Source organism: Paraburkholderia phytofirmans (assembly GCF_046028095.1).
GTDB lineage: Bacteria > Pseudomonadota > Gammaproteobacteria > Burkholderiales > Burkholderiaceae > Paraburkholderia > Paraburkholderia phytofirmans_A.
In genome coordinates this window covers 127,480-154,016 of record NZ_JAQQDJ010000011.1, presented here as the reverse complement: position 1 = coordinate 154,016, position 26,537 = coordinate 127,480, and the positions used below count along the sequence as shown (strand labels likewise).

At 64.4% G+C, this 26,537-nt stretch carries 25 protein-coding genes; 20 read left to right on the top strand and 5 right to left on the bottom strand.

Going from position 1 to position 26,537, the window contains the following annotated elements; translation table 11 throughout:
• Nucleotides 1-48 precede the first annotated feature (48 nt).
• Genes phnF through phnN form a run of 3 tightly spaced genes read left to right on the top strand, consistent with a single transcriptional unit; the run spans nt 49 to nt 2,083 of the window.
• A complete protein-coding gene (gene phnF / locus PQR54_RS27750; protein ID WP_408251303.1) occupies nt 49-807 on the top strand; it encodes a phosphonate metabolism transcriptional regulator PhnF in 759 nt (252 codons plus the stop codon).
• The gene (locus PQR54_RS27745; protein ID WP_408251301.1) at nt 804-1,526 is read left to right on the top strand and encodes a DUF1045 domain-containing protein; all 723 of its coding nucleotides are present in this window, start codon (nt 804-806) and stop codon (nt 1,524-1,526) included. The genes phnF and PQR54_RS27745 overlap by 4 nt, the downstream gene beginning before the upstream one ends.
• A 2-nt stretch (nt 1,527-1,528) precedes the next feature.
• Nucleotides 1,529-2,083: a phosphonate metabolism protein/1,5-bisphosphokinase (PRPP-forming) PhnN gene (phnN, locus tag PQR54_RS27740; protein WP_408251299.1), complete on the top strand. Its 555-nt coding sequence runs from the start codon at nt 1,529-1,531 to the stop codon at nt 2,081-2,083.
• Nucleotides 2,084-2,089: 6 nt separating this feature from the next.
• On the opposite strand, the gene PQR54_RS27735 is transcribed toward phnN, so the two are convergent.
• Entirely contained in the window at nt 2,090-2,998 is a 909-nt protein-coding gene (locus PQR54_RS27735) for a LysR family transcriptional regulator (protein ID WP_408251298.1), read from the bottom strand.
• Nucleotides 2,999-3,132: 134 nt separating this feature from the next.
• On the opposite strand from PQR54_RS27735, the gene PQR54_RS27730 reads away from it, so the two are divergent.
• Together PQR54_RS27730 and PQR54_RS27725 are read left to right on the top strand one after the other, a co-directional pair.
• Nucleotides 3,133-4,323, top strand: a complete 1,191-nt coding sequence (locus PQR54_RS27730) for a M20 aminoacylase family protein (RefSeq protein ID WP_408251296.1) — start codon at nt 3,133-3,135, stop codon at nt 4,321-4,323.
• Between the two features lie 66 nt (nt 4,324-4,389).
• Nucleotides 4,390-5,691: an MFS transporter gene (locus PQR54_RS27725; protein WP_408251294.1), complete on the top strand. Its 1,302-nt coding sequence runs from the start codon at nt 4,390-4,392 to the stop codon at nt 5,689-5,691.
• Nucleotides 5,692-5,741: 50 nt separating this feature from the next.
• On the opposite strand, the gene PQR54_RS27720 is transcribed toward PQR54_RS27725, so the two are convergent.
• Nucleotides 5,742-6,566 (bottom strand): IclR family transcriptional regulator, encoded by an 825-nt coding sequence (locus tag PQR54_RS27720; RefSeq protein ID WP_408251292.1) that lies wholly within the window; start codon nt 6,564-6,566, stop codon nt 5,742-5,744.
• A gap of 203 nt (nt 6,567-6,769) precedes the next feature.
• On the opposite strand from PQR54_RS27720, the gene PQR54_RS27715 reads away from it, so the two are divergent.
• The 8 genes from PQR54_RS27715 to pcaF all read left to right on the top strand — a co-directional run bounded on the left by PQR54_RS27715 (nt 6,770) and on the right by pcaF (nt 15,268).
• Nucleotides 6,770-7,474: a FadR/GntR family transcriptional regulator gene (locus PQR54_RS27715; protein WP_408251290.1), complete on the top strand. Its 705-nt coding sequence runs from the start codon at nt 6,770-6,772 to the stop codon at nt 7,472-7,474.
• 67 nt (nt 7,475-7,541) lie between these two features.
• Entirely contained in the window at nt 7,542-8,432 is an 891-nt protein-coding gene (gene ltnD / locus PQR54_RS27710) for an L-threonate dehydrogenase (protein WP_408251288.1), read from the top strand.
• 13 nt (nt 8,433-8,445) lie between these two features.
• On the top strand, nt 8,446-9,762 hold the full coding sequence (gene otnK / locus PQR54_RS27705) for a 3-oxo-tetronate kinase (protein ID WP_408251286.1): 1,317 nt from the start codon (nt 8,446-8,448) through the stop codon (nt 9,760-9,762).
• The gene (gene otnC / locus PQR54_RS27700) at nt 9,759-10,421 is read left to right on the top strand and encodes a 3-oxo-tetronate 4-phosphate decarboxylase (RefSeq protein ID WP_408251284.1); all 663 of its coding nucleotides are present in this window, start codon (nt 9,759-9,761) and stop codon (nt 10,419-10,421) included. Before otnK ends, otnC begins: the two co-directional genes overlap by 4 nt.
• A 70-nt stretch (nt 10,422-10,491) precedes the next feature.
• Nucleotides 10,492-11,829, top strand: coding sequence for an MFS transporter (locus tag PQR54_RS27695; RefSeq protein ID WP_408251282.1), 1,338 nt, complete (start codon nt 10,492-10,494; stop codon nt 11,827-11,829).
• A gap of 69 nt (nt 11,830-11,898) precedes the next feature.
• Nucleotides 11,899-12,687, top strand: coding sequence for a 2-oxo-tetronate isomerase (otnI, locus tag PQR54_RS27690; RefSeq protein ID WP_408251280.1), 789 nt, complete (start codon nt 11,899-11,901; stop codon nt 12,685-12,687).
• Nucleotides 12,688-12,703: 16 nt separating this feature from the next.
• On the top strand, nt 12,704-13,684 hold the full coding sequence (gene denD, locus PQR54_RS27685; RefSeq protein ID WP_408251278.1) for a D-erythronate dehydrogenase: 981 nt from the start codon (nt 12,704-12,706) through the stop codon (nt 13,682-13,684).
• A gap of 381 nt (nt 13,685-14,065) precedes the next feature.
• Complete coding sequence (gene pcaF / locus PQR54_RS27680; protein ID WP_408251276.1) at nt 14,066-15,268, top strand: 3-oxoadipyl-CoA thiolase; 1,203 nt, start codon at nt 14,066-14,068, stop codon at nt 15,266-15,268.
• A 4-nt stretch (nt 15,269-15,272) separates the two neighbouring features.
• Here pcaF and PQR54_RS27675 read toward each other — a convergent pair whose 3' ends face one another.
• The gene (locus tag PQR54_RS27675) at nt 15,273-15,644 is read right to left on the bottom strand and encodes a hypothetical protein (RefSeq protein ID WP_408251274.1); all 372 of its coding nucleotides are present in this window, start codon (nt 15,642-15,644) and stop codon (nt 15,273-15,275) included.
• Between the two features lie 133 nt (nt 15,645-15,777).
• Here PQR54_RS27675 and PQR54_RS27670 point away from each other — a divergent pair, with 133 nt between their 5' ends.
• The gene (locus tag PQR54_RS27670; RefSeq protein WP_408251273.1) at nt 15,778-16,350 is read left to right on the top strand and encodes a hypothetical protein; all 573 of its coding nucleotides are present in this window, start codon (nt 15,778-15,780) and stop codon (nt 16,348-16,350) included.
• A gap of 135 nt (nt 16,351-16,485) precedes the next feature.
• On the opposite strand, the gene PQR54_RS27665 is transcribed toward PQR54_RS27670, so the two are convergent.
• Complete coding sequence (locus tag PQR54_RS27665; RefSeq protein WP_408251271.1) at nt 16,486-16,866, bottom strand: DUF2917 domain-containing protein; 381 nt, start codon at nt 16,864-16,866, stop codon at nt 16,486-16,488.
• A gap of 346 nt (nt 16,867-17,212) precedes the next feature.
• Nucleotides 17,213-19,204: a sigma-54-dependent Fis family transcriptional regulator gene (locus PQR54_RS27660; protein ID WP_408251269.1), complete on the bottom strand. Its 1,992-nt coding sequence runs from the start codon at nt 19,202-19,204 to the stop codon at nt 17,213-17,215.
• Nucleotides 19,205-19,619: 415 nt separating this feature from the next.
• Between PQR54_RS27660 and PQR54_RS27655 the strand changes: the two genes are divergently transcribed.
• The 6 genes from PQR54_RS27655 to PQR54_RS27630 all read left to right on the top strand — a co-directional run bounded on the left by PQR54_RS27655 (nt 19,620) and on the right by PQR54_RS27630 (nt 26,273).
• On the top strand, nt 19,620-20,642 hold the full coding sequence (locus PQR54_RS27655; protein WP_408251267.1) for an ATP-NAD kinase family protein: 1,023 nt from the start codon (nt 19,620-19,622) through the stop codon (nt 20,640-20,642).
• Between the two features lie 82 nt (nt 20,643-20,724).
• Nucleotides 20,725-21,708: a thiamine pyrophosphate-dependent dehydrogenase E1 component subunit alpha gene (locus PQR54_RS27650; protein WP_408251266.1), complete on the top strand. Its 984-nt coding sequence runs from the start codon at nt 20,725-20,727 to the stop codon at nt 21,706-21,708.
• A 39-nt stretch (nt 21,709-21,747) separates the two neighbouring features.
• Nucleotides 21,748-22,752, top strand: coding sequence for an alpha-ketoacid dehydrogenase subunit beta (locus tag PQR54_RS27645; protein WP_408251264.1), 1,005 nt, complete (start codon nt 21,748-21,750; stop codon nt 22,750-22,752).
• 3 nt (nt 22,753-22,755) lie between these two features.
• On the top strand, nt 22,756-23,868 hold the full coding sequence (locus PQR54_RS27640; RefSeq protein ID WP_408251262.1) for an acetoin dehydrogenase dihydrolipoyllysine-residue acetyltransferase subunit: 1,113 nt from the start codon (nt 22,756-22,758) through the stop codon (nt 23,866-23,868).
• A 1-nt stretch (nt 23,869) separates the two neighbouring features.
• The gene (gene lipA / locus PQR54_RS27635) at nt 23,870-24,856 is read left to right on the top strand and encodes a lipoyl synthase (RefSeq protein ID WP_408251260.1); all 987 of its coding nucleotides are present in this window, start codon (nt 23,870-23,872) and stop codon (nt 24,854-24,856) included.
• Nucleotides 24,857-25,145: 289 nt separating this feature from the next.
• Entirely contained in the window at nt 25,146-26,273 is a 1,128-nt protein-coding gene (locus PQR54_RS27630; protein ID WP_408251259.1) for a hypothetical protein, read from the top strand.
• Nucleotides 26,274-26,537 lie beyond the last annotated feature (264 nt).

Below are 26,537 nucleotides of genomic sequence, written 5' to 3'. Positions count from 1 at the left end.
ACAATGCACGTCATAGCGAATATTTGAACCCAAGGGAATGACAGCACCATGACATCGAACGACAACGCGACGCCGGGCACGATGCTCGAACGCGGCGCGGGCGTTGCCGTCTGGCGGCAGATCGAGCAGATCCTGGCGGCGGAAATCGCCGCCAGCGGTTTCGGCGAAGAAGGGCGCCTGCCGAGCGAGGGCGAACTGGCCAAACGCTTCGACGTGAACCGGCATACCGTGCGCCGGGCCATGCTGGGTCTCGCGGCGCTGGGCCTCGTCAGCGTCGAGCAGGGGCGCGGCACCTTCGTGCAACCCGGCGCCATCGACTATACGATTGGCCGCCGCACGCGGTTTACGGAAAACTTGCGTCAGCAGCATCACGCGGCGGCGGGCACGATGTTGTCGGCTGCGCGCGTGAAGGCCGAGCCGAGCGTGGCGAAGGCGTTGAGCCTGCGGGCCGGTGCATCGGTGTACCGGATCGAGTCGCTGCATGAGTCCGACGGCGTGCCGCTCACGTTCGCGCGCAACTGGTATCCAGCGGCGCGTTTCGCCGACCTGCCGGAAGTGCTGGAGCGCACCGGCGGCATCACCAAGGCCATGGCGGAATTCGGTGTGAACGACTATCTGCGCAAGTGGAGCCGAATCGGCAGCGTGTTGCCCGAGCCGGAAGTGGCGCGGCGTTTGAATATCAATCGTCAGCAACCAGTGCTGTGGGTCGAAAACGTCGATGTCGATCTGCAAGGCACGCCGGTCAAATACGGCTTCACGCACTTCGCCGCGGACCGCGTGCAGCTGCTGGTGGAGCACGACGTATGAGCGGCCGTGAATGGAACGCCGAGGCTCGTTTTGCCGTGTATTACGCGCCGTCGCGTGAATCGGCGTGGTGGCAGGCCGGGTCGGCGTGGCTCGCGCGCGACGCGGAAAGCGGCGAGCGGTGCGAAGCGCCGCAACCTTCTGCGTTGACGCGCCCACTTTTCGAATTGACCGAAGCGCCGCGCCGCTACGGCTGGCACGGCACACTGGTCGCGCCGTTTCGACTCGCCGATGGCGTGACGCAGGCACACGTATTGCAGGCCACGCGTGAATGGGCGCAAACGCAAAGCGCATTTGCGTTGCCGGTGGAAGCCGCGACGCTCGGCGACTTCGTTGCACTGAGGCCGGCCGATCCAGAGGGCGAAAGCAACATTCGCAATATGGCCACGAGCGCGTTGCAAACACTCGATGTCTTGCGCGCGCGCCAGTCCGCCGCTGAGCTGGCGCGCCGTTTGGCAGCTCCGCTCAGTGAACGGCAGCGCGCGTTGTTGATGGAATGGGATTATCCCTACGTGTTCGACGAATTCCGTTTTCACATGACGCTCTCCAGTTCGCTCGCCGATGCGCGGGAGCGCGCCACGCTGGTCGCATGGTGGCAAGCGCGAACGCCCGCGCTCGGGCCACTGCTTGTCGATCACGCCGCGCTCTTCGTCGAACCGGCGCCCGGCGAGCCGTTCGTGTTGTGGCAACGTGTGCCGTTCCGGACCGACGAGGTGAAATAACAATGACAGGTCGTTTGATTTATGTAATGGGGCCGTCAGGCGCGGGCAAGGATTCGTTGCTGGAGTTCGCGCGCAGGCACTTGATGGGCGAGCCGATCCTGTTCGCGCACCGCTATATCACGCGGCCGAGCGGCAATGGCGAGGCGCATGTGGCATTGAGCGTCGAAGAGTTCGCGGCGCGTTCCGTGCTCGGCCTGTTCGCGCTCGAGTGGTCGAGCCACTCGCTGCGCTATGGCATCGGTATCGAAATCGATGCGTGGCTTGCACGCGGCTGCACGGTGGTGGTCAACGGCTCACGGCAGCATTTGCAGCACGTGCTGGCGCGTTATCCGAACACGGAAGTGGTGCACGTGAACGCCGCGCCGCATATTCTCGAAGCGCGGCTCGGCGCGCGGGCTCGCGAGTCGGCGGAACAGGTGGCGGCGCGGCTCGCGCGCCGCGCGCCGTTCTCGTTGCCGGATGGCGTGCGCTGCACCACGATCGATAATTCCGGCGTGCTCGACGAAGCCGGACATGAGTTGATCGCGTTTTTGAAGGCGGAAGCCGACGTTCAGTAAGCCGTACTATCCGGCCGCCGCCATACTTTCCCGTGTCGCATCCTGCAAGCACGACACGAACTGCAGCACAGCCGGCGTCGGCAGCAGGCCGCGCCGCGAAATGATGCTGAGATCGTAGCTCGGCAGCACCTCTTCGATCTGCGCGACGCGGATGCCGAGCGGCGCGACCATCTGCGCAAGCGGCCGCGTGAAGCAGCCGATCACATCGGTTTGCGACACGAGTCCGAGCGTCACCGCGAACGACGACGGCGCGCTCAGCAGACGCTTCGGCACCGGCAAGCCGTGCGCGGCGAACATCGCCATCATCACGCTGTGCGGGAAGTGATCGGCGCCCACCGTCACGATCCACTCCGCGTCGAGCAGCTCATGCAAGCGCGTCACATTGGCAAGCGGATGCCCGGCGCGCATGGCGACGACGAACTGCGTCGAGTAGAGCGGTGCTTGCACCAGATCGCTGTCGAGCGCCTGCACGTGATGGATCGCCGCGATATCCAGCGCGCCGTTGCGCAATCGCGCGACTGCGTCCGGGATCGTCACTTCTTCCAGATGCAGGTTGACCAGCGGCATCGCGCGGCGAAACTTCGAGACCGCATGCGGCAACGCCGTGAGCGCGATCGACGGCATGGTGCCCACGCTGACCCGGCCGGCCAGTTCTCCCTTCACCTGTTCGACGGCTTCGACCGTGCGCCTCATGTCGCCGAGCAACTGCTCGGCGCGCGGCAGCAGCGCGAGCCCGCATGCCGTCAATTCGATGCCGCGCACGCTGCGCACCATTAGCTCGGCATTCAACGCGCTTTCGAGCTCGCGGATCGTGTGCGTGACGGCCGGTTGCGTCACGCCCAACTCGCGCGCGGCGGCGCGCAGACTGCGGTGATGGGCGGCGGTGACGAACGCTTGCAACTGCTGCGGTTTCATTGGGGTAATCCCGTATATAACGGTTGTTAATCGGGGTGAAAAAAACAGCATCTTATTCGAACAAAACGGCGTGGCTATAGTGCTCGCCTGTTTGCCGCGTTTTGATGCGGCTATCTATTCATGGAGCCCCAGAGATGAGCGAAGCCGCGCGTTTTACCGAAGTGTCCGACCTGGCGCCCGCCGCCGAGAGCCTGCGCGAAATTCGCCATCACATTCACCACCACCCGGAACTGGCCTACGAGGAGCACCAGACGAGCGCGCTGGTCGCCGACAAGCTCGAAGGATGGGGCTGGCAGGTCACGCGCGGCGTCGGCCAGACGGGCGTGGTGGGCACGCTGAAAGTGGGTGACGGCAAGCGCAGTATCGGCATTCGCGCCGACATGGACGCGCTGCCGATCATCGAGCAAACCGGCCTGCCGTATGCGAGCGGCACGCACGGCAAGATGCACGCATGCGGCCACGACGGCCACACGACGATGCTGCTCGGCGCCGCGCAACGTCTCGCGGCCACGCGCAATTTTTCGGGCACGGTGCATCTGTATTTTCAGCCGGCGGAGGAGAGCGGCATCGATAGCGGCGCACTGAAGATGATCAACGACGGCCTGTTCGAGCGCTTTCCGTGCGACGCCGTATTCGGCGTGCACAACCATCCCGGTGAAGAACCGGGCGTGCTGCTGTTCCGCAAAGGGCCGTTCATGTCGGCGGGCGACAAGGCGATCATCACGATCGAAGGCGTCGGCGGCCACGCGGCGCGTCCGCATCTGACGGTCGATCCGGTCGTGGTGGCGGCGAGCATCGTGATGGCGTTGCAGACCATCGTCGCGCGTAATGTCGATCCGTCGCAACCGGCGGTGGTGACGGTCGGCTCGATGCATGCGGGCACCGCGAACAACGTGATTTCGAGCAGCGCGAAACTGGAGTTGAGCGTGCGTTCGTTCAGCCCCGAAGTGCGCGCGCTGCTGAAAAAGCGCATTACCGAACTCGCCGAAAGCCAGGCCGCGAGCTATGGCGGAAAGGCGGTCGTGGAGTACATCGAAGGCTATCCGGTGGTGGTCAATTCGGATGCCGAAACGGATTTTGCGGTGGAGGTGGCGCGCGAACTGGTCGGCGACGACAAGGTGGTCGCGCAGACCGACATCCTGATGGGCAGCGAAGACTTCGCCTTCATGCTGCAAAAGCGGCCGGGCACGTTCCTGCGCATCGGCAACGGCGCGGGCGAGGACGGCTGCATGGTGCACAACCCGCACTACGACTTCAACGACCAAAATCTGCCGGTCGGTGCGGCGTTCTGGACGCGGCTCGTGGAGCGCTATCTGGGGCAGTGATCGGTTCAGCAAGACAAGCCGCAGTCAGCCAGCGCCCACAAGCATAACAACGAGGAAGACCACGCGATGAGTACCACGACCCATCCGAGCCACGCCGTCGACGCGAGCCAGCCTGCCAGCCGCGGCGCGATTGCCGCCGCGGTGATCGGCAACTGGCTCGAGTTCTTCGACTTCACCGTGTACGGCTTTTTTGCCGTGATCATCGGCAAGCTGTATTTCCCGTCGGCGGATCCGACTACCTCGTTGCTGCTGTCGGTGGCGACCTTCGCGGCGGGCTTCATCACGCGGCCGCTCGGCAGCGTGATGCTCGGCGTGTACGCGGACCGCAAGGGCCGCAAAGCCGCGCTCAATCTGACCATCATGCTGATGGCGGTGAGCACCGGCCTGATCGCGATCGCGCCGACCTATGCGCAGATCGGTCTCGCCGCGCCTCTGCTGATTGTGCTCGCGCGTCTCGTGCAAGGCTTCTCGCAAGGCGGCGAGTTCGGCGCGGCGACCTCCACGTTGCTCGAACAGGGCGGCGGCACGCGGCGCGGCTTTCGCGCAAGCTGGCAACTCGCCACGCAAGGCGGCGCGGCGCTGATGGGCTCGGGCATCGCGGCGGCGCTGTCCGGCGCGTTGCCGAAAGACTCGCTGGAAAGCTGGGGCTGGCGCATTCCGTTTTTGCTCGGCGTGCTGATCGCGCCGGTCGGCATGTACCTGCGCCGCCGTCTGGCCGACGACGCGGCCAGCGCGCACAGCCATGCCATCGAACGCGGCGTGCTGCACGAACTCTTCACGCAGCACGTGCGCACGCTCATCCTGATCACGCTGACGGTGATGGGCGGCACGGTCTCGACCTACATCCTGACCTTCTACATGCCGACCTACGCGATCCACACGCTCGGCCTGCCGATGTCGCTGTCGATGCTGGTGGGCGTCGCCTCGGGCTTCGTAATGCTCATCACGTGTCCGCTGTTCGGCATGCTGTCGGATCGCATCGGCAGCCGCAAGCGGCCGATCCTGTTCGGACGCGGCGTGCTGGTGCTGCTGCTGTTTCCGGCCTTCATGCTGATCAACCGCTTTCCGCAGTTGCCCGTCATCATGTCGCTGACCGCGCTGATGCTGCTGTTTTATTCGATGGGTTCGGCGTCGGAATTCGCCTTGATGTGCGAGTCGTTTCCGCGGCGCGTGCGCGCCACCGGCATTTCGATCGCGTATGCGTTGAGCGTGTGCGTGTTCGGCGGGACCGCGCAGCTCGTCGCCACGTGGCTGATCAAGCTGACCGGCAGCAAGCTGGCGCCGGCCGGTTATGTGGCGGCGTGCGTCGTGGTGTCGTTGATCGCGGTCTCGATGCTGAAGGAAACCGCGGACAAGCCGATCGATTGATTGCTCGCTCGAACAGGGGGCCGCCATCGCGCGGAGCCCCGCGTTCGAGATTAGCCGCGCCGCGCCACCATCTCCGAGACGGTTTGCGCGGCTTGCTGCAGCGGCTCCAGAAACGCCTTCACCATCTGCTTGCCCGAATTGCGCTGTGCATTGCCGCTGATATTCATCGCGGCGATCACGCGCCCCTGGCGATTGCGGATCGGCGCGGACAGCGAAATCAAACCGCCCTCCAGTTCCTGATCGACGATCGCCCAGCCCTGGCGGCGCACCTGCGCGATCAGCTTCTTCAACTCTTCCTTGTCGGTGACCGTGCGCGGCGTGTGCGCGTAGAGCGGCGTCGAGCCCAGCGTCGCGTCGAGCGCTTCGTCGTCGAGCGAGGCCAGCAGCACGCGGCCCATCGACGTGCAATAGGCCGGCAGGCGGCTGCCGATCGACAGGTTGATCGTCATGATCTTGTGGGTCGGCACGCGCAGCACATAGACGATCTCGGTGCGATCGAGCACGGCTGCCGAGACGCTCTCGTGAACCTGCGCCGACAGTTGTTCCATCACCGGCTCGGCGAGGTTCCAGAACGGCATGGAGGTCAGATACGCGAAGCCGAGGTCGAGGATCTTCGGCGTGAGGCGGAACAGGCGCCCTTCGGCCTCCACATAGCCGAGCGTTTGCAGGGTCAGCAAAATTCGGCGCGCGCCGGCGCGCGTGAGGCCGGTCGCGGCGGCGACGTCGGTCAGCGTCTGTTCGGGGCGCGTGGCGTCGAACGCACGGATCACCGCGAGGCCGCGCGCGAACGACTGCACGTAGGAGTCGCCCGGTTTGTCCGGGGCCGGTTCGGCGCTGGCGGGAACGGCGGAAGACGGCGGCAGGGCTTTGCTCATGGACCTTGAAGATGCGTTCGAGGAACTGCGGACCCGCGCCGCGCTTGAATCCCCGCGCGACGCGCTAAAGGCGTGACGATAGCTTAAGCCTTCTGATTCGCCAACTTTGCCGCCTGACGGACAAAATTCCCAGGGTTTGCATGGATGCAGTCAGCATCTAAAATTTGTATGATGACCCGATGACATGATCAATCGAGGCATCGATGTTCGACAAGATTCCTGCGCGAGCGCTGAGCGACACGGTCGCGCAGCAACTTCTCAAGCAGATCGACAAAGGCACCTTCGTGCGCGGCGGCAAGCTGCCGACCGAGGCCGTGCTGGCGCAGCAGTTCGGCGTGAGCCGCACGGTGATCCGCGAGGCGATCTCGCGGCTGAAGAACGAAGGCGTGGTCGAGCCGCGTCAGGGCAGCGGTGTGTTCGTCGCCGCGCACGGCACGGTGCGGCCGCTGCGGATCGACTACGCGGAAGCGGTCGAGCCCGGCTCGGTGGTGCAGATTCTCGCGCTGCGGCGAGCCATCGAAGCGGAAGTCGCGTCGGAAGCCGCGATGCGCCGCAGCGACACCGACATGGTGTCGATCGACGCGGCGCTCGCGAAGATCGACGCGGCGGTGGCCGAAGGCGAGGACGGCGTGGCGGAAGACGTCGCGTTCCATCGCGCGATCGCGGCGGCCACCGGCAATCCTTATTTCCTCAAAACGCTCACGTTCCTGAATCAGTACCTCGAAGCCGGCACGGTCGTCACGCGCCGCAACGAAGCGTTGCGCGAGGACTTTTCGCGTCAGGTGCGCGAAGAGCATGCGGCGATCGCCGCCGCGATTCGCGCGGGCGATCCGATGGCCGCGCGCAACGCGGCGCAAACGCATATGTACAACGCGGCACGGCGTCTCGCGGAAGCGGGGATCTGCTGAGCTTCACCGCTGAGCTTGAACGCCCAGTGTTACGCGCGAGCGTCCAACGAATTCATAGAGGTCAAGCATGTCCAGAAATGTCGGTGTCATCGGTCTTGGTGCAATGGGTCTGGGTGTCGCGCGTTCGCTGCTGCGCGCGGGTCTGAGGGTCCATGCGTGCGATCTGCGCAGCGAAGTCCTGAATGCGTTCGTCGCGGAAGGCGGCGTGGGTTGCGCGACGCCCGCCGAACTCGGCGCGCAGTGCGAGGTGGTCGTCACGCTGGTCGTGAATGCCGCGCAAACCGAAGCCGTGCTGTTCGGCGAGCAGGGCGCGGTCGCGGCGATGAAACCGGGCGGCGTGGTGATCGCCAGCGCGACCGTGGCGCCGGACTTCGCCATCGAACTCGGCAGGCGGGTCGAGGCGGCCGGTTTGCAGATGCTCGACGCACCCGTTTCCGGCGGCGCGGCGCGCGCGGCCTCCGGTGAGATGACCATGATGACGTCCGGTCCTGCTGCGGCCTACGCCGCCTGCGAGGACGTGCTGGCCGCGATGGCGGGCAAGGTGTATCGCCTCGGCTCGGAACACGGTGCCGGCTCGAAGGTGAAGATCATCAACCAGTTGCTGGCGGGCGTGCATATCGCCGTGGCCGCGGAAGCCATGGCGCTCGGCTTGCGCGAAGGCGTCGATCCGGATGCGCTGTACGAAGTCATCACGCACAGCGCGGGCAATTCGTGGATGTTCGAGAACCGCGTGCCGCACATTCTGAACGGCGACTACACGCCGCTTTCGGCCGTCGATATTTTCGTCAAGGATCTCGGCCTCGTGCTCGATACCGCGCGTCGCTCGAAATTCCCGCTGCCGTTGTCGGCGGCGGCGCATCAGATGTTCATGATGGCGTCCACGGCCGGTCACGGCGGTGAGGACGATTCCGCGGTGATCAAGATTTTCCCCGGCATCGATGTGCCGGCGGCGAAGTGAGGAGGTCAGCGCCATGACGGCTACAACGAAACGCGCGCTGCTCGGCTGCATCGCCGACGACTTCACCGGCGCCACCGATCTCGCCAACATGCTGGTGCGCGGCGGCATGCGCACGGTGCAGACCATCGGCGTGCCCGCATCGAATGAAACGGTGGAGGCCGACGCGCTGGTGGTCGCGCTGAAATCGCGCACGATTCCCGCCGCCGATGCGGTCGCGCAATCGCTCGCGGCGCTCGACTGGTTGCGCGCACAAGGCTGCCGGCAGTTCTTTTTCAAATACTGCTCGACCTTCGATTCGACCGACGCGGGCAATATCGGCCCGGTCACGGATGCATTGCTCGATGCGTTGTCCGCTGAAGCGGGCGCTGACGCCACTGCGTTCACGATCGCCTGTCCGGCATTTCCCGAGAACGGCCGCACGATTTTTCGCGGCCATCTGTTCGTCGGCGACACGTTGCTCAACGCGTCGGGCATGGAGAACCATCCGCTCACGCCGATGCGCGACGCGAACCTCGTGAGCGTGCTGCAGCGGCAGACCGAATCGAAAGTCGGGCTCGTGCGTTATGACGCCGTGGCGCAAGGCGTGTCAGCTGTGCGCGAGTCGTTCGACACGTTGCGCAACGACGGCGTGCGCATGGCGATCGCCGATGCGGTGTCCGATGCCGACCTCTACATACTCGGCGAAGCGTGCGCCGACCTCACGTTGATCACAGGCGGCTCAGGTATCGCGCTGGGTTTGCCGGCCAACTTCCGCCGCGCGGGTTTGCTGAACGAGCAGGGCGATGCCGCGCAGTTGCCTCAGGTGAACGGATTGTCGGCGGTGCTGGCCGGCAGCGCGTCCAAAGCGACCAACGCCCAGGTCGCGGAGTGGCGCGCCACGCGGCCCGCGTTCCGAGTCGATCCGCTCGCGGCTGCGCGCGGCGAGAACGTCGTCGAGCAGGCGCTGGCTTTCGCCCAGCCGTACCTCGACAAAGCCGAGCCCATGCTGATCTATGCCACCGCCACGCCCGACGAAGTCAAAGCCGTGCAACGCCAGCTCGGCGTGAATGAAGCAGGGCATCTGGTTGAAAACACGTTGGCGTCGATCGCGCGCGGTCTGCATGAACGCGGCGTGCGCAAGTTCGTGGTGGCGGGCGGCGAGACCTCGGGCGCAGTGGTGCAGGCGCTCGACGTGCACACGCTGCGCATCGGCGCGCAGATCGATCCCGGCGTGCCGGCCACCGCCACGACCGGCGCCGAACCGCTCGCGCTCGCACTGAAATCCGGCAACTTCGGCACGACCGACTTCTTCGAAAAAGCGCTGCGGCATCTGAACGGAGCCGCGCAATGACCGGCGCGCCCGCACTCCATACGACGGACGAAGCGCGCGTTCGCGAGGAAATCTGCGTAACCGGCGCGAGTCTCTATGAACGCGGCTACACGGTGGGCACCGCCGGCAACATCAGCGCGCGGCTCGACGACGGCTGGCTGATCACGCCCACCGATGCCTGTCTAGGCCGGCTCGATCCCGCCGCTATCGCCAAGGTCGATCTCGACGGCAACACGGTGTCCGGCGGCCGGCCGTCGAAAACGCTGGCCTTGCATCGCGGCATCTACGCGCGCAACGGCGCGGCGCGCGGCATCGTCCACACGCACTCGACGCATCTGGTCGCGCTGACGCTCGCGGGCGTCTGGCGCGAGACCGACGTGCTGCCGCCGATCACGCCGTACTACGTGATGAAAGTAGGCCACGTCCCCCTGATTCGTTACAGGCGGCCCGGCGATCCGCAAGTCGCCGAACAGATCGCCGCGCTCGCAGATAGCGTTCGCGCGGTGCTGCTCGAACGTCTTGGTCCGGTCGTGTGGGAGCGCTCCGTGGCGCAAGCCGCGTATGCGCTCGAAGAACTCGAAGAGACCGCGCGTTTATGGTTGATGACGAACCCGCGGCCCGCACCGCTCGATGAAGCCGCACTCGAAGAACTGCGCAGCGTATTCGGCGCGCGCTGGTAGGAAACCGACATAACAAAGGCCGGCCGCGCTCGATGCGCCGCGCCGCGCCATCCATTCAAGGAGACAATGCATGAGTTCGTATCAGCCCGCATCCAGCAGCCCAACCGCGGCAGCCGCCCCAGGACAACCCGGCGCAGAGGAAGTCGAGCGCACCTATAAAAAAGTATTCTGGCGCATCGTGCCGTTTCTGATGCTCTGCTATGTGGTCGCCTATCTGGACCGCGTAAATGTCGGCTTTGCCAAACTGCAAATGTCGCAAGACCTGGCATTCAGCGAAACGGTGTTCGGGCTCGGCGCGGGCGTGTTTTTCATCGGCTATTTTTTGTTCGAGCTGCCGAGCAATATTTTGATGCACAAGCTCGGCGCGCGCATCTGGATCGCGCGGATCATGATTACGTGGGGCTTGCTCTCGGCCGTGTTCGTGTTTGTGAAGACGCCGATGCAGTTCTACATCTTGCGCTTTCTTCTCGGCCTCGCCGAAGCCGGTTTCTATCCCGGCGTGATCCTGTACCTGACTTACTGGTTTCCGTCGCATCGGCGCGCGAAGATCATCGCGGTGTTCATGTCGGCGATTCCGGTGTCGGGCATCTTCGGCAATCCGCTGTCCGGCTGGATCATGCAGACGTTCCACAACAGTTCGGGTTTCGCGGGCTGGCAATGGATGTTCCTGATCGAAGCGATCCCCGCCATCGCGATCGGCATCGCCACGATCCTGTATCTCGACAACGGCATTGCCGCCGCGAAGTGGCTGAACGAACGCGAAAAGCGCCTGCTCACCGATGAGATCGCGGCCGCGCAGCCGCAGGAGAAAACCCAGAAGCACTCGCTCGGCGCAGTGTTCCGCGATCCGCGCACGTGGTGGATGTCGCTGATCTATTTCGCGTTCGTCACCGGGCAATACGGCCTGACGTTCTGGATGCCGACGCTCGTCAAATCGACCGGTGTGACCGGCGCATTCAATATCGGGCTGCTCAGCGCGATTCCGTTCCTGTGCGCGATCGTCGTGATGAATCTGATGGGGCACAGTGCCGACAAGCGCCGTGAGCGCCGCTGGCATCTGATCGTGCCGGCGCTGTTCGGCGCGATCGGCTTCACGGTGGCGGCTTCGTTCGCGGACAACACGGTGGTGTCGATCGCGTTTCTTTCGCTCGCCGCCGCCGGCGTGCTGACCTGCGCGCCGCTGTTCTGGTCGCTGCCCACCGCGTTCATGTCGGGCGCGACCGCCGCGGCCGGCATCGCGATCATCAATTCGATCGGCAATCTCGCGGGTTTCGCGAGCCCGTACATGATCGGCTATCTGAAGGATCTCACGCATAGCACGCAAACCGGCATGTATGTGCTGGCCGGCATGCTCGTGATCGGCGCAGTCGCCACGTGGCTCACGCCGGCCAAACTGGTCAATCGATAAATCGACACTCACGCGCGGCATGCATCGCTGCCGCGCGCCGCATCACACCGTTTTCAAGGAGTCGCTGCCATGCCTCGCTTCGCCGCCAATCTCTCGATGATGTACAACGAGCACGCTTTCCTCGACCGTTTCGCCGCCGCGGCGCAAGACGGCTTCGAAGCGGTCGAGTTTCTGTTCCCCTACGATTTCCCCGCCAACGAGATCAAGGCGCGCCTCGACGCGAGCGGTCTGACGCAAGCGCTTTTCAATGCGCCGCCCGGCGACTGGGCCGGCGGTGAACGTGGGATCGCCTCGCTGCCGGGCCGCGAAGACGAATTCCGCCGCGGCGTCGATACCGCGCTCGACTACGCGCGCGTGCTCGGCAATCGCAAGCTGCATGTGATGGCGGGCCTGATCGGCGCGGATCAGCCGCGCGCGAAACATCGCGAGGTGTACCTGAGCAATCTCGCGCATGCCGCCAAGGCCGCGCAGGCCGAGGGCATCACGGTCGTGATCGAGCCGATCAATACGCGCGACATGCCGGGCTTCTTTCTGACCCGTCAGGACGAAGCGCAAGCGATTTGCGCGGAAGTCGGCGCGCCGAACCTGAAGGTGCAGTTCGACTGCTACCACTGCCAGATCGTCGAAGGCGATCTCGCGGTGAAACTCAAACGTGATATGGCCGGCATCGGCCACATTCAGATCGCCGGCGTGCCGGAGCGCCATGAACCCGATACGGGCGAACTGAACTACCCGTATCTGCTCGAATTGATCGACTCGCTCGGCTACGACGGCTATATCGGCTGCGAATACCGGCCGCGCGCGGGCACGTCGGCCGGTCTCGGCTGGCTCAAACCTTATCTGAACGCGACCCGCTAACAAGGACGAACACATCATGAAAGTACTGATTACCGGCGGTGCGGGTTTTCTCGGCCAGCGTCTCGCGCGTGAACTGCTCGCGCGAGGTTCGTTGAAAGACCCGCAAGGCGCACCGCAGCCGATCACCGAACTGGTGCTGCTCGACGTCGTGCAAGCCAACGATTTCGGCGATCGACGCGTGCGCACCGAAGTAGGCGACATCGCCGAGCGCAGCGTGCTCGAGCGCGCGATCGACGACCAGACTTCGGCGATCTTCCATCTGGCCGCGATCGTGAGCGGGCAGGCCGAAGCGGATTTCGATCTCGGCATGCGCATCAATCTGGATGCATCGCGGCTGCTGCTGGAAACTTGCCGGCAGCGTGGGCATCGGCCGCGCGTGCTGTTCACGAGCTCGGTCGCGGTCTATGGCGGTGAGTTGCCCGAGGTCGTGCAGAACGACACCGCGCTGAATCCGCAGTCGTCGTACGGCGCGCAGAAGGCGATCGCGGAGTTGCTGCTCAACGATTACGCGCGGCGCGGTTTCGTCGACGGTCGCGTGCTGCGGCTGCCGACCATCAGCGTGCGGCCGGGCAAGCCGAATGCAGCGGCGTCGTCGTTCGCGAGCGGCATCATCCGCGAACCGTTGAACGGCGAAGCGGCGGTGTGCCCGGTCGCGGGCTCGACGCGCCTGTGGCTGCTGTCGCCGCGCAAGGCGATCGAGAGCCTGGTCGCCGGGCTGGAACTCGATTCCGCCGCGCTCGGTAACCAGCGCGTGCTGAATTTGCCGGGCATTTCGGTGAGCGTCGACGAGATGGTCGCCGCGCTGCGCGAGGTGGCGGGCGACGCGGTCGCCGCGCGGATCGTGTTCGAGCCGGATGCGCGCGTCGAAAAAATCGTGGGCAGCTGGCCGGGGCGCTGGGATACGTCGCGCGCTGAAGCGCTGGGCTTGAGCGGCGAACGCAACTTCGCCGATGTAGTCCGCAGCTATATCGAAGACGAGCATATCCAGCTCCGCTAGAAACACGCTCCACGCAGTCTCCAGCCCCGTGCCGGCGCCATGAAAACTGGGCCGCCGGCACGGGCGCATCATTCGTCTGATCCTTTGCAAAAACGCTCGCGGCCTGCACGTATTCCCTGGTGCGGGCCTGGCCGTGCTTGACATGGTTTCGACCGCGCGCCTATTATCGTGTCTAATTGTTCGATATATGACCGTATGTTCGTATCAAGAACAAATGACGCCATTCTCGAGCCCACCGTTCATCATCCTGCGCTAAGCTGAATTGACGCGGCGGCCGCCCGTTAGCCGCTTTCCGTCGCGCTTGCCGGTGCGTCCGGTTTGCGCCGGGCCGGAGTTCCGGCCGCGGCGCAGCGCACGCAGCACATCAACTGGAGACATCACATGACCGAAGCATTCCTGTGCGACGCGATTCGCACCCCCATCGGCCGCTATGCGGGTTCGCTGTCATCGGTACGCGCCGACGATCTGGGCGCCGTGCCGCTCAAGGCGCTGATGGAGCGCAACAAGGACGTCGACTGGAACGCAATCGACGACGTGATCTACGGCTGTGCGAACCAGGCCGGCGACGACAACCGCAACGTCGCGCGCATGTCGCTGTTGCTGGCGGGCTTGCCGCAGGGCGTGCCGGGCACGACGGTAAACCGCCTGTGCGGTTCGGGCATGGACGCGGTCGGCATCGCGGCGCGCGCAATCAAATCGGGCGAGGCCGCGTTGATGGTGGCCGGCGGCGTGGAAAGCATGAGCCGCGCGCCGTTCGTGATGGGCAAGGCGCCCACCGCGTTCTCGCGTCAAGCCGAAATCTATGACACGACCATCGGCTGGCGTTTCGTCAACCCGCTGATGAAGAAGCTGTACGGCGTCGATTCGATGCCGGAAACGGGCGAGAACGTCGCCACGGATTACAACATCAGCCGCGCCGATCAGGACGCTTTCGCGGTGCGCAGCCAGCAGAAAGCGGCGCGCGCGCAACGCGACGGCACGCTCGCGCAGGAAATCGTCGGCGTGACGATCGCGCAGAAGAAGGGCGATCCGATCACGGTGCTGCAAGACGAGCATCCGCGTGAGACGAGCCTCGAAACGCTCGCCAAGCTCAAGGGCGTGGTGCGTCCGGACGGCACCGTTACGGCAGGCAACGCTTCGGGCGTGAACGACGGCGCGGCGGCCCTGCTGCTCGCGAATGAAGAGACCGCGAAACGCTTCGGCCTGACGCCGCGCGCTCGCGTGCTGGGTATCGCCACGGCCGGCGTCGCGCCGCGCGTGATGGGCATCGGCCCGGCGCCCGCTACGCAAAAACTGTTGGCGCGCCTGAACATGACCATCGATCAATTCGACGTGATCGAACTGAACGAGGCGTTCGCTTCGCAAGGCATCGCGGTGCTGCGCGCACTCGGCGTGGCCGACGACGACGCCCGCGTCAATCCGAACGGCGGCGCGATCGCACTGGGCCATCCGCTCGGCATGAGCGGCGCGCGTCTCGTGACCACCGCGATGTATCAACTGCATCGCACGCAAGGCCGTTTTGCGCTGTGCACGATGTGTATCGGCGTCGGCCAGGGCATTGCGATCGCGATCGAACGGGTGTGATCGGTTAGCGGCCTGGTCCGCGCCACGGTTGAAACTGCTGGATGAAACAGCCTCGTCGCTCACGCGACGAGGCTGTTTCTTTTTGTGCCCAACGCGCATTGAGCGCATATCGAATCTGTATCCGATACGGTATGAAAACGCGTTCCGTTATGGCGGAATACCCAAAGAAATACTGATTGCCGATTCGATCGCCATACAGTATGTGCTTAATGCTGTGTGCATTTAAAACCCGTCGTTCATTATGAATGCCGGTGAAAATGTCACGTCGTGGCCGTGTGTCAGGATGCCGCTGCGACGCCGCGCCGCGGCACATTGCATAGCTGCGCGCATTTATTTGAAAATCGCAATTCATCAATTGCAGGCTGTTGTAAGGCATGTAAAATCATTTGCGCCGTCCCTTTTGAAAACTATCATCCTGAAACACGGGCACTCATAGAGTTATAAATCGGCATCCCACGGTTTTACATCGCCGTCACGCTGGATCAAACAATTTATCAAGGAGCATGCATATGCAGGCAAAGACAATTGCAGCAGCGTTGATGTTCGCGGCGTTTGCCGCAGCGCAGCCGGCCTCGGCGCAAGATGCCATGGCGAGTGCCGCGCAAGGCATCGTCAGCGCGGTGGAGCCGGTGCATGTGAGGGCGCAGATCGTCGGTATCGATCCGGGCACGCGTACGCTTACGCTCAAGGGGTCGGGCGGCAACGTGGTTGTCGTGCTCGTGAGCCAGCAGGTGGAGGGTTTCGACAATCTGAAAGTGGGCGACCAGGTCGACGTGCTCTACAAGAATGCATTGCTCGTGAAGGCCGAGAAGGTCACCGGCAAGGACAAGGGCATTCGCGCGCGTGTCGACACGCAGGTGTATGCCCCGGCCTCGGGTGGATTCGAATCGGCGCGCCAGATCGAAGTGCTCGCCACCGTGCAGAAGATCGATCGCAAGAAGCGGCTGGTCACGCTGCGCGGCGCGTATCAGACGCAAACGCTCCAAGCCGGTCCGGACGTCGATCTGAAGGATGTCAAGGTCGGCGATACGATCCACGCGGTATTCGTTTCGGCGGCGGCGGTGCAGGTGACGCCGAAGTAAGGTCGCAAGCGATCGAGCCGGCTCGCGCGATTGCGTGATTACGCAAGCCGGCATGCGAAGCAAACACCCCTCGTCGAAGGGGTGTTTTTTTCGCCGCATATGATGCCTCGCTGAGCCGCGCCGTTACGCACCCGGCTAACGCGGCGCAGGCGGACCCAAACTCAGCCACGCGAGCCGTCCCAGCCAGCGTCTGAGCAGACCGCCTCGCGCCGTCAGCGTGTAGCTCAACGACACGCGCGCAACGCATTCGCCATCCGTACTGAGCCACACACGTTCGCCGCGTTGCAGCTGGAATGTGTGGCCCGGATCGAGCCAATGATCGTAAGGTGAACTGACGCGTGTGAGCCAGAGGCGCGCGCCCTGCACGGCGAGCGTGCTATCGGCTTCGACGCGCCAGGTCAGTGTGGCGCCTGGCGCCACTGAAAAATGCAGCACCAGCTTTGGCAGACGCTCGTCCTGCCGATACGCCACCAGACTCGAGTCATCATCCGTGCACTGCGGGCTTGCGTGATCCATCTCTTTCTCCGTCATCAAGCCGGCTGACGGAGGCGCCCGCAAAACAAAAGGCCCCTTCCGTTACCGGCGGGGCCTTGGGGATATGTTACGCAGATTCAGACTGCTAACGCGCACGTACTCCCAATGGCCAGCCGATGATGGCTCGCTTCGGGTGTGTAATCGCATTTGCGATGGAGATGTGCGTCAACATGAGATCGAGTGTGCCGTTTCGCGGCAGGGCTTGTCAATCGAAAAGATCGCAATCCATTGGAACGGGTACGCGAAATCGAATACGAAAACGCGTAGTGCTACTGGCGACCGACGCTCCTTTTGCACACGGCGGCGCATCACACTGACAAGCAGCGCTTCACCGTCGATGCGGCGCGACGATGCCCAACGACGCAATACGCCGATACAAAGTGGCGCGCGACATGCCGAGCGCTTGCGCCGCCGCGTTGGGCCGCCATTGATGGCGTGTGAGCGCGTCGATAATGCGTGCACGCTCTTCGCGCGGGTCCTGCCGCGCGTCCCGTTGCCGGCCGTCATGCGGATCGATCCGCAATAACGCTGGTTTGTGCGCGGCCTCGGGCGCGAGCAACGCCGCTATATCCGGCGCAACATGGCGCAATTCCACGCGCGCGCTGTCGCAGATCGCGCACGCGTAGCGCAGCACGTTGCGCAACTGGCGAATGTTGCCCGGCCATGCGAATCCTGCAAGACGTTCGGCGAGTTGCGGGTCCAGCGTGAGCACGTGGCCGGCCATTTGCGCTTCTTCGTCGAAGACCGCTTCGATCACGTCGCGGATATCCGCGCGCTCGCGCAGCGGCGGCATGGGCAAAGACGCACCGCTTAGCCGGTAATAGAGGTCTTCGCGGAACGTGCCGGCCGCGACCATCTGCGTGAGATCGCGGTGCGTGGCGCAAATCACGTCGATATCCACACGCACGGGTGCATCGCCGCCGAGCGGCGTCACTTCGCCTTCGGCCAGCACGCGCAGCAATCGCGTTTGCAGATCGAGCGGCATGTCGCCGATTTCATCGAGAAACAGCGTACCTGTGTGCGCCTGCGCAATCTTGCCGCGCGCGCCGCGGCTGCGTGCGCCGGTAAAGGCGCCGGGCGCGTAGCCGAACAATTCGCTTTCGATCAGCGATTCGGGAATCGCGCCGCAATTCACCGCGATAAACGGTCTCGCGCGCCGCGCGCCCGAATCGTGCACCGCGTGCGCGAACACTTCCTTGCCGACGCCGGTCTCGCCGAGAATCAGAATCGGCAGGCGCTTGCCCATCAATCTCAATGCGACGGCCGCGTTGTGCGCAATCTGCGGCTCCGCGCTGTGCAGAAAACGTCCTGGCGCACCGAGTTGCAGATCGTCTTGCGACGCGCTTTGCGACGATCTCGCGGCACCGTCGCTGCCAGTGGATGACGCCGCGCGCGAGACGCGCCTGAGCGGCGCACGAATCCGCGCATACAGCGTCGTCCCGGTTGCGCGCAGGCGCAGGCCGACAATCGCATCCGTGCGCGCGACGTCGTGCAGATGCGAGCCCGATGTGTCGAATACGTCGTCGATGTGGCGCGGACCGTTCAGCGCCGGAATGCACTCGCGCGCCTTGCGATTGGCGGCGACGAGATTGCCGCATTCGTCGAAGGCGATCAGCACTTCGGGCTGCGCCTCGACAAAGTTGCGGCTCGAATGGCCGAACAGAACCCAGTGCTGGCTAGTTTGGTTGAGGAAGTACCCGTCTTCGATCAGACCGGCGCTTTGCCGCACCAGTTGAAACACGAGCCGCTGACTGTCGCGGTTATCCGGCGACTGCACGGCGGACGCATCGAGCACGCCGATCATCTCTCCCGTCGGCGCGAAAATCGGCGCCGCGCTGCAGGTGAGCGTGGTGAATGCCGCGCGGAAATGATCGGTCTTGTGCACGATGATCGGCGCAAGATCGGTCAGCACATTCGCCACGCCGCACGTGCCTTCCTCGCGCTCGGACCAGCACGAACCGATATACAGGCCCGCATGCTTGAAATCGCTGCGGCGTTCGCGGTCGATGCGGTAGTCGATGGTGACGCCGTGCGCGTCGGTGAGCATCACGCAATAGTCGGCGACGCGAATCATGTCGTGCAGACGTGACAGACATTGGCCGGACGCACGCAGAAAGGTTTCTTCCTTGCCTTGCACTTCGCGCAATTCGGCCGACGTCAGCACGCGCGGTCCGATCACAGCGCCAGGGTCGAGCCGGTACTGTTCGAACGAACGCTGCCACGACGAGACGAGCCGCGGAGAATCGGCGGGCGCGGGCAGGCGTCCTTCAATGGCGCCACGCACACGGTCGATGTGCTGGGTCTGCGAGACGTAAGGCATGGTCGGCTCCAGGCGAGCGACACACAGTGAGATCAGGGCTTCTTGTATCACATCCCGCTTGATGAATCACACTGCAATGCAGCACACGAGACGCGTGAGACGTTTGTCTCAGTCTCAGGTGAGACGGGGGCGCCTTTGCGGTGCGGATCGACGCGCATCAACGGTTTGCGCTGTGTTTTCGACCACGAACATCCGGGCTGCGAATGGCACCCACGCGATATGTGAGACGCCTGAAACGCCGCGTCACGCGGCTGCGGCTCACCGCCTCATCTTTCGTTTCGACGCTTTAAGCCCTTTAAACAAGGCACTTTCGTGCGGCGGCGCGATGTTTCAGCAAATTGGCACACCCTTTGCAGTGTCCTGCGCATGACAAAGCGCTGCCGTTCGACGACGGCGTAGAAAGGAGACAAGCACAGTGCCATCGCCCATCACCGTCGGCGTGATCGCGAACCCGGCGTCGGGTCGCGACATTCGTCGCCTCACGTCCTACGCGTCGGTGTTTCCGACTTCCGAAAAAGCCAACATGGTGGTGCGTCTGCTGGCCGGACTCGGCGTGCTCGGCGTGACCCGCGTGCTGTGTCTGCGCGACCGGACCGGCGTGGCGGCGCTGCTGCTGCGCGCGCTCGACACGCACGACGCCGTCGCCGCGCAACAGCGCTGGCCCGCAGTCGAGTTCATCGAACAGCCGATCACCGACAGTGTCGCCGATACCCACGCCGGGGTCGCCGCGATGCTGAAAGCTGGCGTCGAACTGATCGCCGTACTGGGCGGCGACGGCACGCATCGGGCAGTGGCCGCGCATTGCGCGAGAGTGCCGTTGTTGACTTTGTCCACCGGCACCAACAACGCCTTTCCGGATTTGCGCGAATCCACCGTGGCGGGTCTTGCCGGCGCGCTCGTCGCCTCGGGCGCCGTGCCGCCGGATGTCGCGCTGACGCGCAACAAGCGGCTCGTGGTGCGCTGCACGGCCGGGCCGAATCGCGGCCGCGAGGAGATCGGGCTGGTCGATGTCTGCGTGAGCCGCCAGCGCTTTGTCGGCGCGCGGGCCGTGTCCGATCCGGCCGATATCGAAGAACTCTTTCTCACGTTTGCCGCGCCCGACGGCATCGGCCTGTCGTCGATCGGCGGAGCGTGGGCGCCCGTGGAGCGCACCGCGTCGCACGGTTTGCATCTGCGCTTTGCCGCGCCCGGTGAATCCGGCGTGCCGCTGGTGGCGCCGATTGCGCCGGGCCGCGTCGAGCGCGTGCTGATGCGCACGTGCGAACGCTTCGAAGTCGGCGTGTGGCGTCCGCTGGAAACCGGGCACGGCACGCTCGCTTTCGACGGCGAGCGCGAAATCGAACTGGAGCGCGGCGACCGCTATGAGATCGCGCTGGATTGGGAAGGGCCGTTGACCGTCGACGTCGAACGCACGCTGCGTTTCGCGGCGTCGCGCTAACTGGTGCGGGAAGTGGCGAACGTGGTTGCGCATCGAAAGTAGCTTGTGGGCAGGCAGTGCATTCATTCAAAGGAGACACACCATGTCGGTTTCAGCTGAGTTGAGCAAGGAAGGTCTACTGAAGGCGTATCGCATGATGCGCACGATCCGCGAATTCGAGGAGCGTCTGCACGTGGAATTCGCGACCGGCGAGATTCCCGGCTTCGTGCATCTGTACGCGGGCGAAGAGGCGTCGGCGGTCGGCACGATGCTGCATCTGAACGACGCCGACTATGTGGCGACCACGCACCGCGGTCACGGCCATTGCATTGCGAAAGGCGTGGACGTGCGCGGCATGATGGCCGAGATCTACGGACGCAAGACCGGCGTGTGCCATGGCAAAGGCGGCTCGATGCATATCGCCGACCTGTCGAAAGGCATGTTGGGCGCGAACGGCATCGTCGGCGCGGGCGGGCCGTTGATTTGCGGCGCGGCGCTGGCGGCGAAGTACAAGAAGTCGGGCGGCGTGGGCGTGTGCTTTTTCGGCGATGGCGCGTCGAATCAGGGTGTGATTTTCGAATCGCTGAATCTGGCCTCGGTGTGGCGGCTGCCGGCGATTTTCGTGGCGGAGAACAACGGCTACGCGGAAGCGACGTCGTCGACGTGGTCGGTGGCGACCGACAATATCGCGGATCGCGCGAGCGGCTTCGGCATGCCGGGCGTGATCGTGGACGGCTTCGACTTCTTTGCGGTGCATGAAGCGCTTGGTGAAGCGATCGAACGGGCGCGCCAGGGCGGTGGGCCGACGCTCGTCGAAGTGAAATTCTCGCGCTATTTCGGCCATTTCGAAGGCGACGCGCAAACCTATCGCGCGCCCGGCGAAGTGCAGAAACTGCGCGACGAGAAGGATTGCCTGAAGCGTTTCGAAGAGCGCGTGGTGCGCGCCGAAATGCTGAGCACGGATCAGTTGCGTGGTGTGGATGCCGAGGTCAAGAGTTTGATCGACAGCGCGGTGACGCAAGCCAAGGCGGCGCCGCTGCCGACTGCCGAAGATTTATTGAGCGACGTCTACGTGTCCTATCCGTAACGCACGGCATTGCACATCTAAACGATTCTGGAGACAGACATGGCACGCAAGATCACATTCTCTCAGGCGATCAACGAAGCCCTGAGTCAGGAAATGGCCCGCGATGAAACCGTCATCGTGATGGGCGAAGACAACGCGGGCGGCGCCGGCTCGCCCGGTGAACAGGACGCGTGGGGTGGCGTTCTCGGCGTCACGAAAGGACTGTTTCACAAGTATCCAAGCCGCGTGCTCGACACGCCGCTCTCGGAAGGCGGCTATATCGGTGCGGCAGTTGGTGCGGCGGCCTGCGGCATGCGGCCGGTCGCGGAGTTGATGTTCATCGATTTCATGGGCGTGTGTTTCGACCAGATCTTCAATCAGGCCGCCAAGTTCCGCTACATGTTCGGCGGCAAGGCGGTGACGCCCGTCGTGATCCGCGCGATGCAAGGCGCGGGCTTGCGCGCGGCGGCCCAGCATTCGCAGATGTTGACCTCGTTGTTCACGCACATTCCCGGATTGAAAGTGGTCTGCCCGTCGACGCCGTACGACGCGAAGGGTCTGCTGATCCAGGCGATCCGCGACAACGATCCGGTGATTTTCTGCGAGCACAAGCTGCTATACAGCCGCGAGGGCGACGTGCCCGAAGAGTCGTATGCGATTCCGTTCGGCGAGGCGAACGTGGTGCGCGACGGCGACGACGCCACGATCATCACCTACGGACGCATGGTGCACTACGCCACCGAAGCCGCTGAAAAACTCGCCAGGGACGGCATCCAGGTTGAAGTGATCGACTTGCGGACGACCTCGCCGCTCGACGAAGAAACGATCCTGGAGAGCGCGAACCGCACCGGGCGCGTGGTCGTCGTCGACGAAGCGAATCCGCGCTGCTCGATAGCCACCGACATTTCCGCGCTGATTGCGCAGCGCGCATTCCATTCGCTCAAGGCACCGATCGAAATGGTGACCGCACCGCACACGCCCGCGCCGTTTGCCGGCGTGCTCGAAGACATGTATATCCCGTCGGCGGCGCAGATCGCCGACGCCGTACTGAAAGTGAGGGCTTGAACGATGCCGATCCATATGATCACGATGCCCAAATGGGGCCTGTCGATGGAGCAGGGACAGGTCAACGGGTGGCTCAAGGCCATCGGCGACAAGGTAGTGAAGGGCGACGAGATTCTCGATGTGGAAACGGACAAGATCTCGTCAGGCGTTGAGTGTGCGTTCGAGGGCATTTTGCGCCGGCAGATCGCGCAGGAGGGCGACACGCTGCCGATCGGCGCGTTGCTGGCCGTGGTCGCCGACGCGGAAACGCCGGACGCGCAGATCGACGCCGAGGTCGAAGCGTTTCAGCGCGACTTCGTGCCGGCCACGTCGGCGGCTGGCGACAGTGGGCCGCAACCGGAGAAAGCGCAGATCGGCGGGCGCACGGTGCGCTATCTGAAACTCGGCGAAGGCGGCACGCCCGCGCTGCTGATTCACGGCTTCGGCGGCGATCTGAACAACTGGCTGTTCAATCACGCCGACCTCGCCGCGCATCGGGCCGTGTGGGCGCTGGATCTGCCGGGTCACGGCGAATCAGGCAAGGCGCTCGAAACCGGCAGTGCCGACGAGCTTGCGGACAGCGTGATCGCCTTCATGGACGATCGCGGCATCGACAAGGTGCAGTTGATCGGCCACTCCATGGGCGCGCTGATCGCGATGACCGTTGCCGCGAAAGCGCCGGGGCGCGTGGCGTCGCTCGCATTGATCTCGGCCGCGGGTCTGGGCAAGGAGATCAACGGCGACTACATCCACGGTTTCACTGAAGGCAGTAATCGCAATGCGCTCAAGCCGCAGTTGGCGAAACTCTTCGCCGACCCAGGTCTCGTGACGCGTCAACTGGTGGAGGACATCGTCAAGTACAAGCGGCTCGAAGGCGTGCCCGAGGCGCTGCGCAAGATATCGGCGTCGACGTTCGACGGCAACGCGCAGCGCACGAGCTATCGGGATCGGCTCGCGGAACTCGCGCCGCGCGTTCTGGCGATCTGGGGCGCCGGCGATCAGATCATTCCGGCCGCGCATGCGCAGGGTCTGCCGGGCGACGTCCGCGTTCATGTGCTCGAAGGCAAGGGGCATATGGTGCAGATGGAGGCTGCGTCCGAAGTGAATCGTCTGCTCAACGATTTTCTGGGGCGCTAAAATGGACGCCGCATTGCATGGCGACAGCGTCACCGCGCTCGGTCAGCACGGCAAGCGCAGCGCTGACAAGCTCGCGCGGATTCCGGTGAAGATCGTGCCGGCCACAAACGGCGAGGTCTTGCCGAAGCCGCCGTGGCTGCGCGCGAAGCCGATGATGAGCGAGACGGTCGCCGGCATTGCGGCGATCCTGCGCGAGCACCGTTTGCATTCGGTCTGCGAGGAGGCCATGTGCCCGAACATCGGCGAATGTTTTGCGCGGCGCACCGCAACGTTCATGATCATGGGTGGGATCTGTACGCGGCGCTGCGCGTTCTGCGACGTCGCGCACGGCCGTCCCGCGCCGCTCGACGAAGCGGAGCCCGAGCGGCTAGCCGATGCCGTGGCGGCGCTCGGCCTGCACTATGTCGTGGTGACGTCGGTGGATCGCGATGATCTGCGCGACGGCGGCGCGGCGCATTTTGCGCGCTGCGTCGCGTTGCTGCGCGAGCGCGTGCCGGGCATTCGGGTCGAAGTGCTGACACCGGATTTTCGCGGACGTGTCGAGCGGGCGTTGCAGGCGTTGTCGGACGCGTGGCCGGACGTGTTCAATCACAACCTCGAGACGGTGCCTGCTTTGTATCGTGCCGCGCGCGCGGGCTCGGATTATCAGGGCTCGCTGCAACTGCTCGCGCGTGTCAAGGAAGCGAACGCGACGATGCTGACCAAATCAGGATTGATGGCCGGATTGGGTGAATCCGACGAAGAACTGCTCGACGCGATGCGTGATCTGCGCGCGCATCACGTGGACATCCTGACGATCGGGCAGTATCTCGCGCCGTCGCGTTTTCACATGCCGGTGCGGCGGTATGTGACGCCGCAACAGTTCGACGCCTGGCGCGAGGCGGGATTGGCGATGGGCTTTCGCGAAGTCGTGGCGGGGCCGCTGGTGCGCTCGTCGTATCGGGCGGACGAGATTGCCGATCTTGCCATGGCGCGCGTCGCGCAATGATATGACGAACGGTTGGCGGCCTCGCTTGTCGTTGCAGACGACAGGCGAGGAGCGGTAATGTCGCCGGTTAAAAAGCAGGCGCGGTCGGCGATTTCGCCTGCAACAAGTTATGTCGGAATATGTCACGCAGTCTGAAAAACGCCCGCAAACCCTTGTCGCACGGGCCTTCTTCGTGGTGAAACAGAGTGACATATCTTCCGTGTCGATTATGTCGGCGTGTCCTTCTATAGTCCGTTTCGTCGCCACGCAGCAGTGACAGAAGTGGCCCGAATCCCCAGAAGGACATATCGTGAAAAATCATTCGTTCATCGTCCCGGCCACCGCCGCTGCATCTGTCTCTGCTTCCGCCTTTGCGTCTGTGACTGCCCCTTCACCCGCCCGCGGCGCGCTGCGCAAGCTCGTGCTCTCCGCCACGGTCGCCGTGCTCGCGCTCGGCAGCGCATCCGCATTCGCCTGGTCGCAACACGGCACGGCCTACACGTCGCGCGGCACCTATAACGGCGCGCGTTACGGCTCGTGCGGCGGCAACAGCTGTTCGCATGCGGGCGGTGTCGTCGGCCCATACGGCGGTCTGGCGACCAACACCGGCACCGTGACGCGCAATGCGCCGGGTCAGTTCTCGAATTCGGGCACCGCGACGGGACGCTACGGCAACTCCGTCCAGCATGCAGGCGACACCAGTTGCGCCGGCGGTACGTGCTCGCATACCGGCACGCTCACAGGACCCGACGGCAAGACGGCGACCACTTCGGGCGATGTGACGAAGAACGGCCCGGGCCAGTATTCGTCGTCGGGATCGGTGACGGGCTCGAACGGCAACACCGTCAACCATTCGGCGTCGACGAATTGCGCCGGCTCGACATGCTCGCGTTCGGGCACCGTGACCGGTTCGGATGGCGGTACCGTCAATCACTCCGGTTCGGCCACTCGTGTCGCACCGGGCGTCGTGACGACCTCGACGAGCGTGACGGGCACGCACGGCAACACGGTGACGTCGAGCGGGACGGTGGTGGCGACTACGGGTGTCGTCGCGACGGGTGGCACGACGGTGGTGGTGGCGCCGAAGCCGGTTGTGGTCGCGCCGCCGGTTGTGTATGCGCCGCCGCCTGCGGTCGTGGTGACGCCGGCGCCATTGGTGGTTGCGCCGCCGCCGGTTGTGGTGACGCCTGCACCTGTCGTGGTTGCGCCGAAGCCGGTTGTGGTGACGCCCGCACCGGTGGTGGTCGCGCCGAAACCCGTGGTGGTCACGCCGCCGGTTGCTTATGTGCGGCCGCCGGTCGTCTACGCACCGCCGCCCCCGCCGCACGCCGTGTATGTCGCTCCGCGCGTCGTCTATGTCGCGCCGGCGCCGCGTCCGGTCGTGTGGGTGCCGGGCCACTGGATCGGGCGTGTCTGGGTGCCGGCGCACTGGTCCTGATGGGTGCTGCCATGCGAGTCAAATCCCGGGTGACAGTCGAGGCATGCCGATCGTCGTTCAATGATTCATCGACACGGCGGTTCTATAAAGCTGGCGCGTTGGCAGCGATTGTCGTTGCCGCGGGAGCGGCGATTGCGATGAGCCGCTTCGTCGTGCCGACCGATACACGTGGAGCGGGTGAATCGTCGCAAGAATGCTCCGCTCGCTACGCCGCTTTGCTCGATCTTGCGGAATTGGCGAGACGTGATGGGAAATCATCGGAGG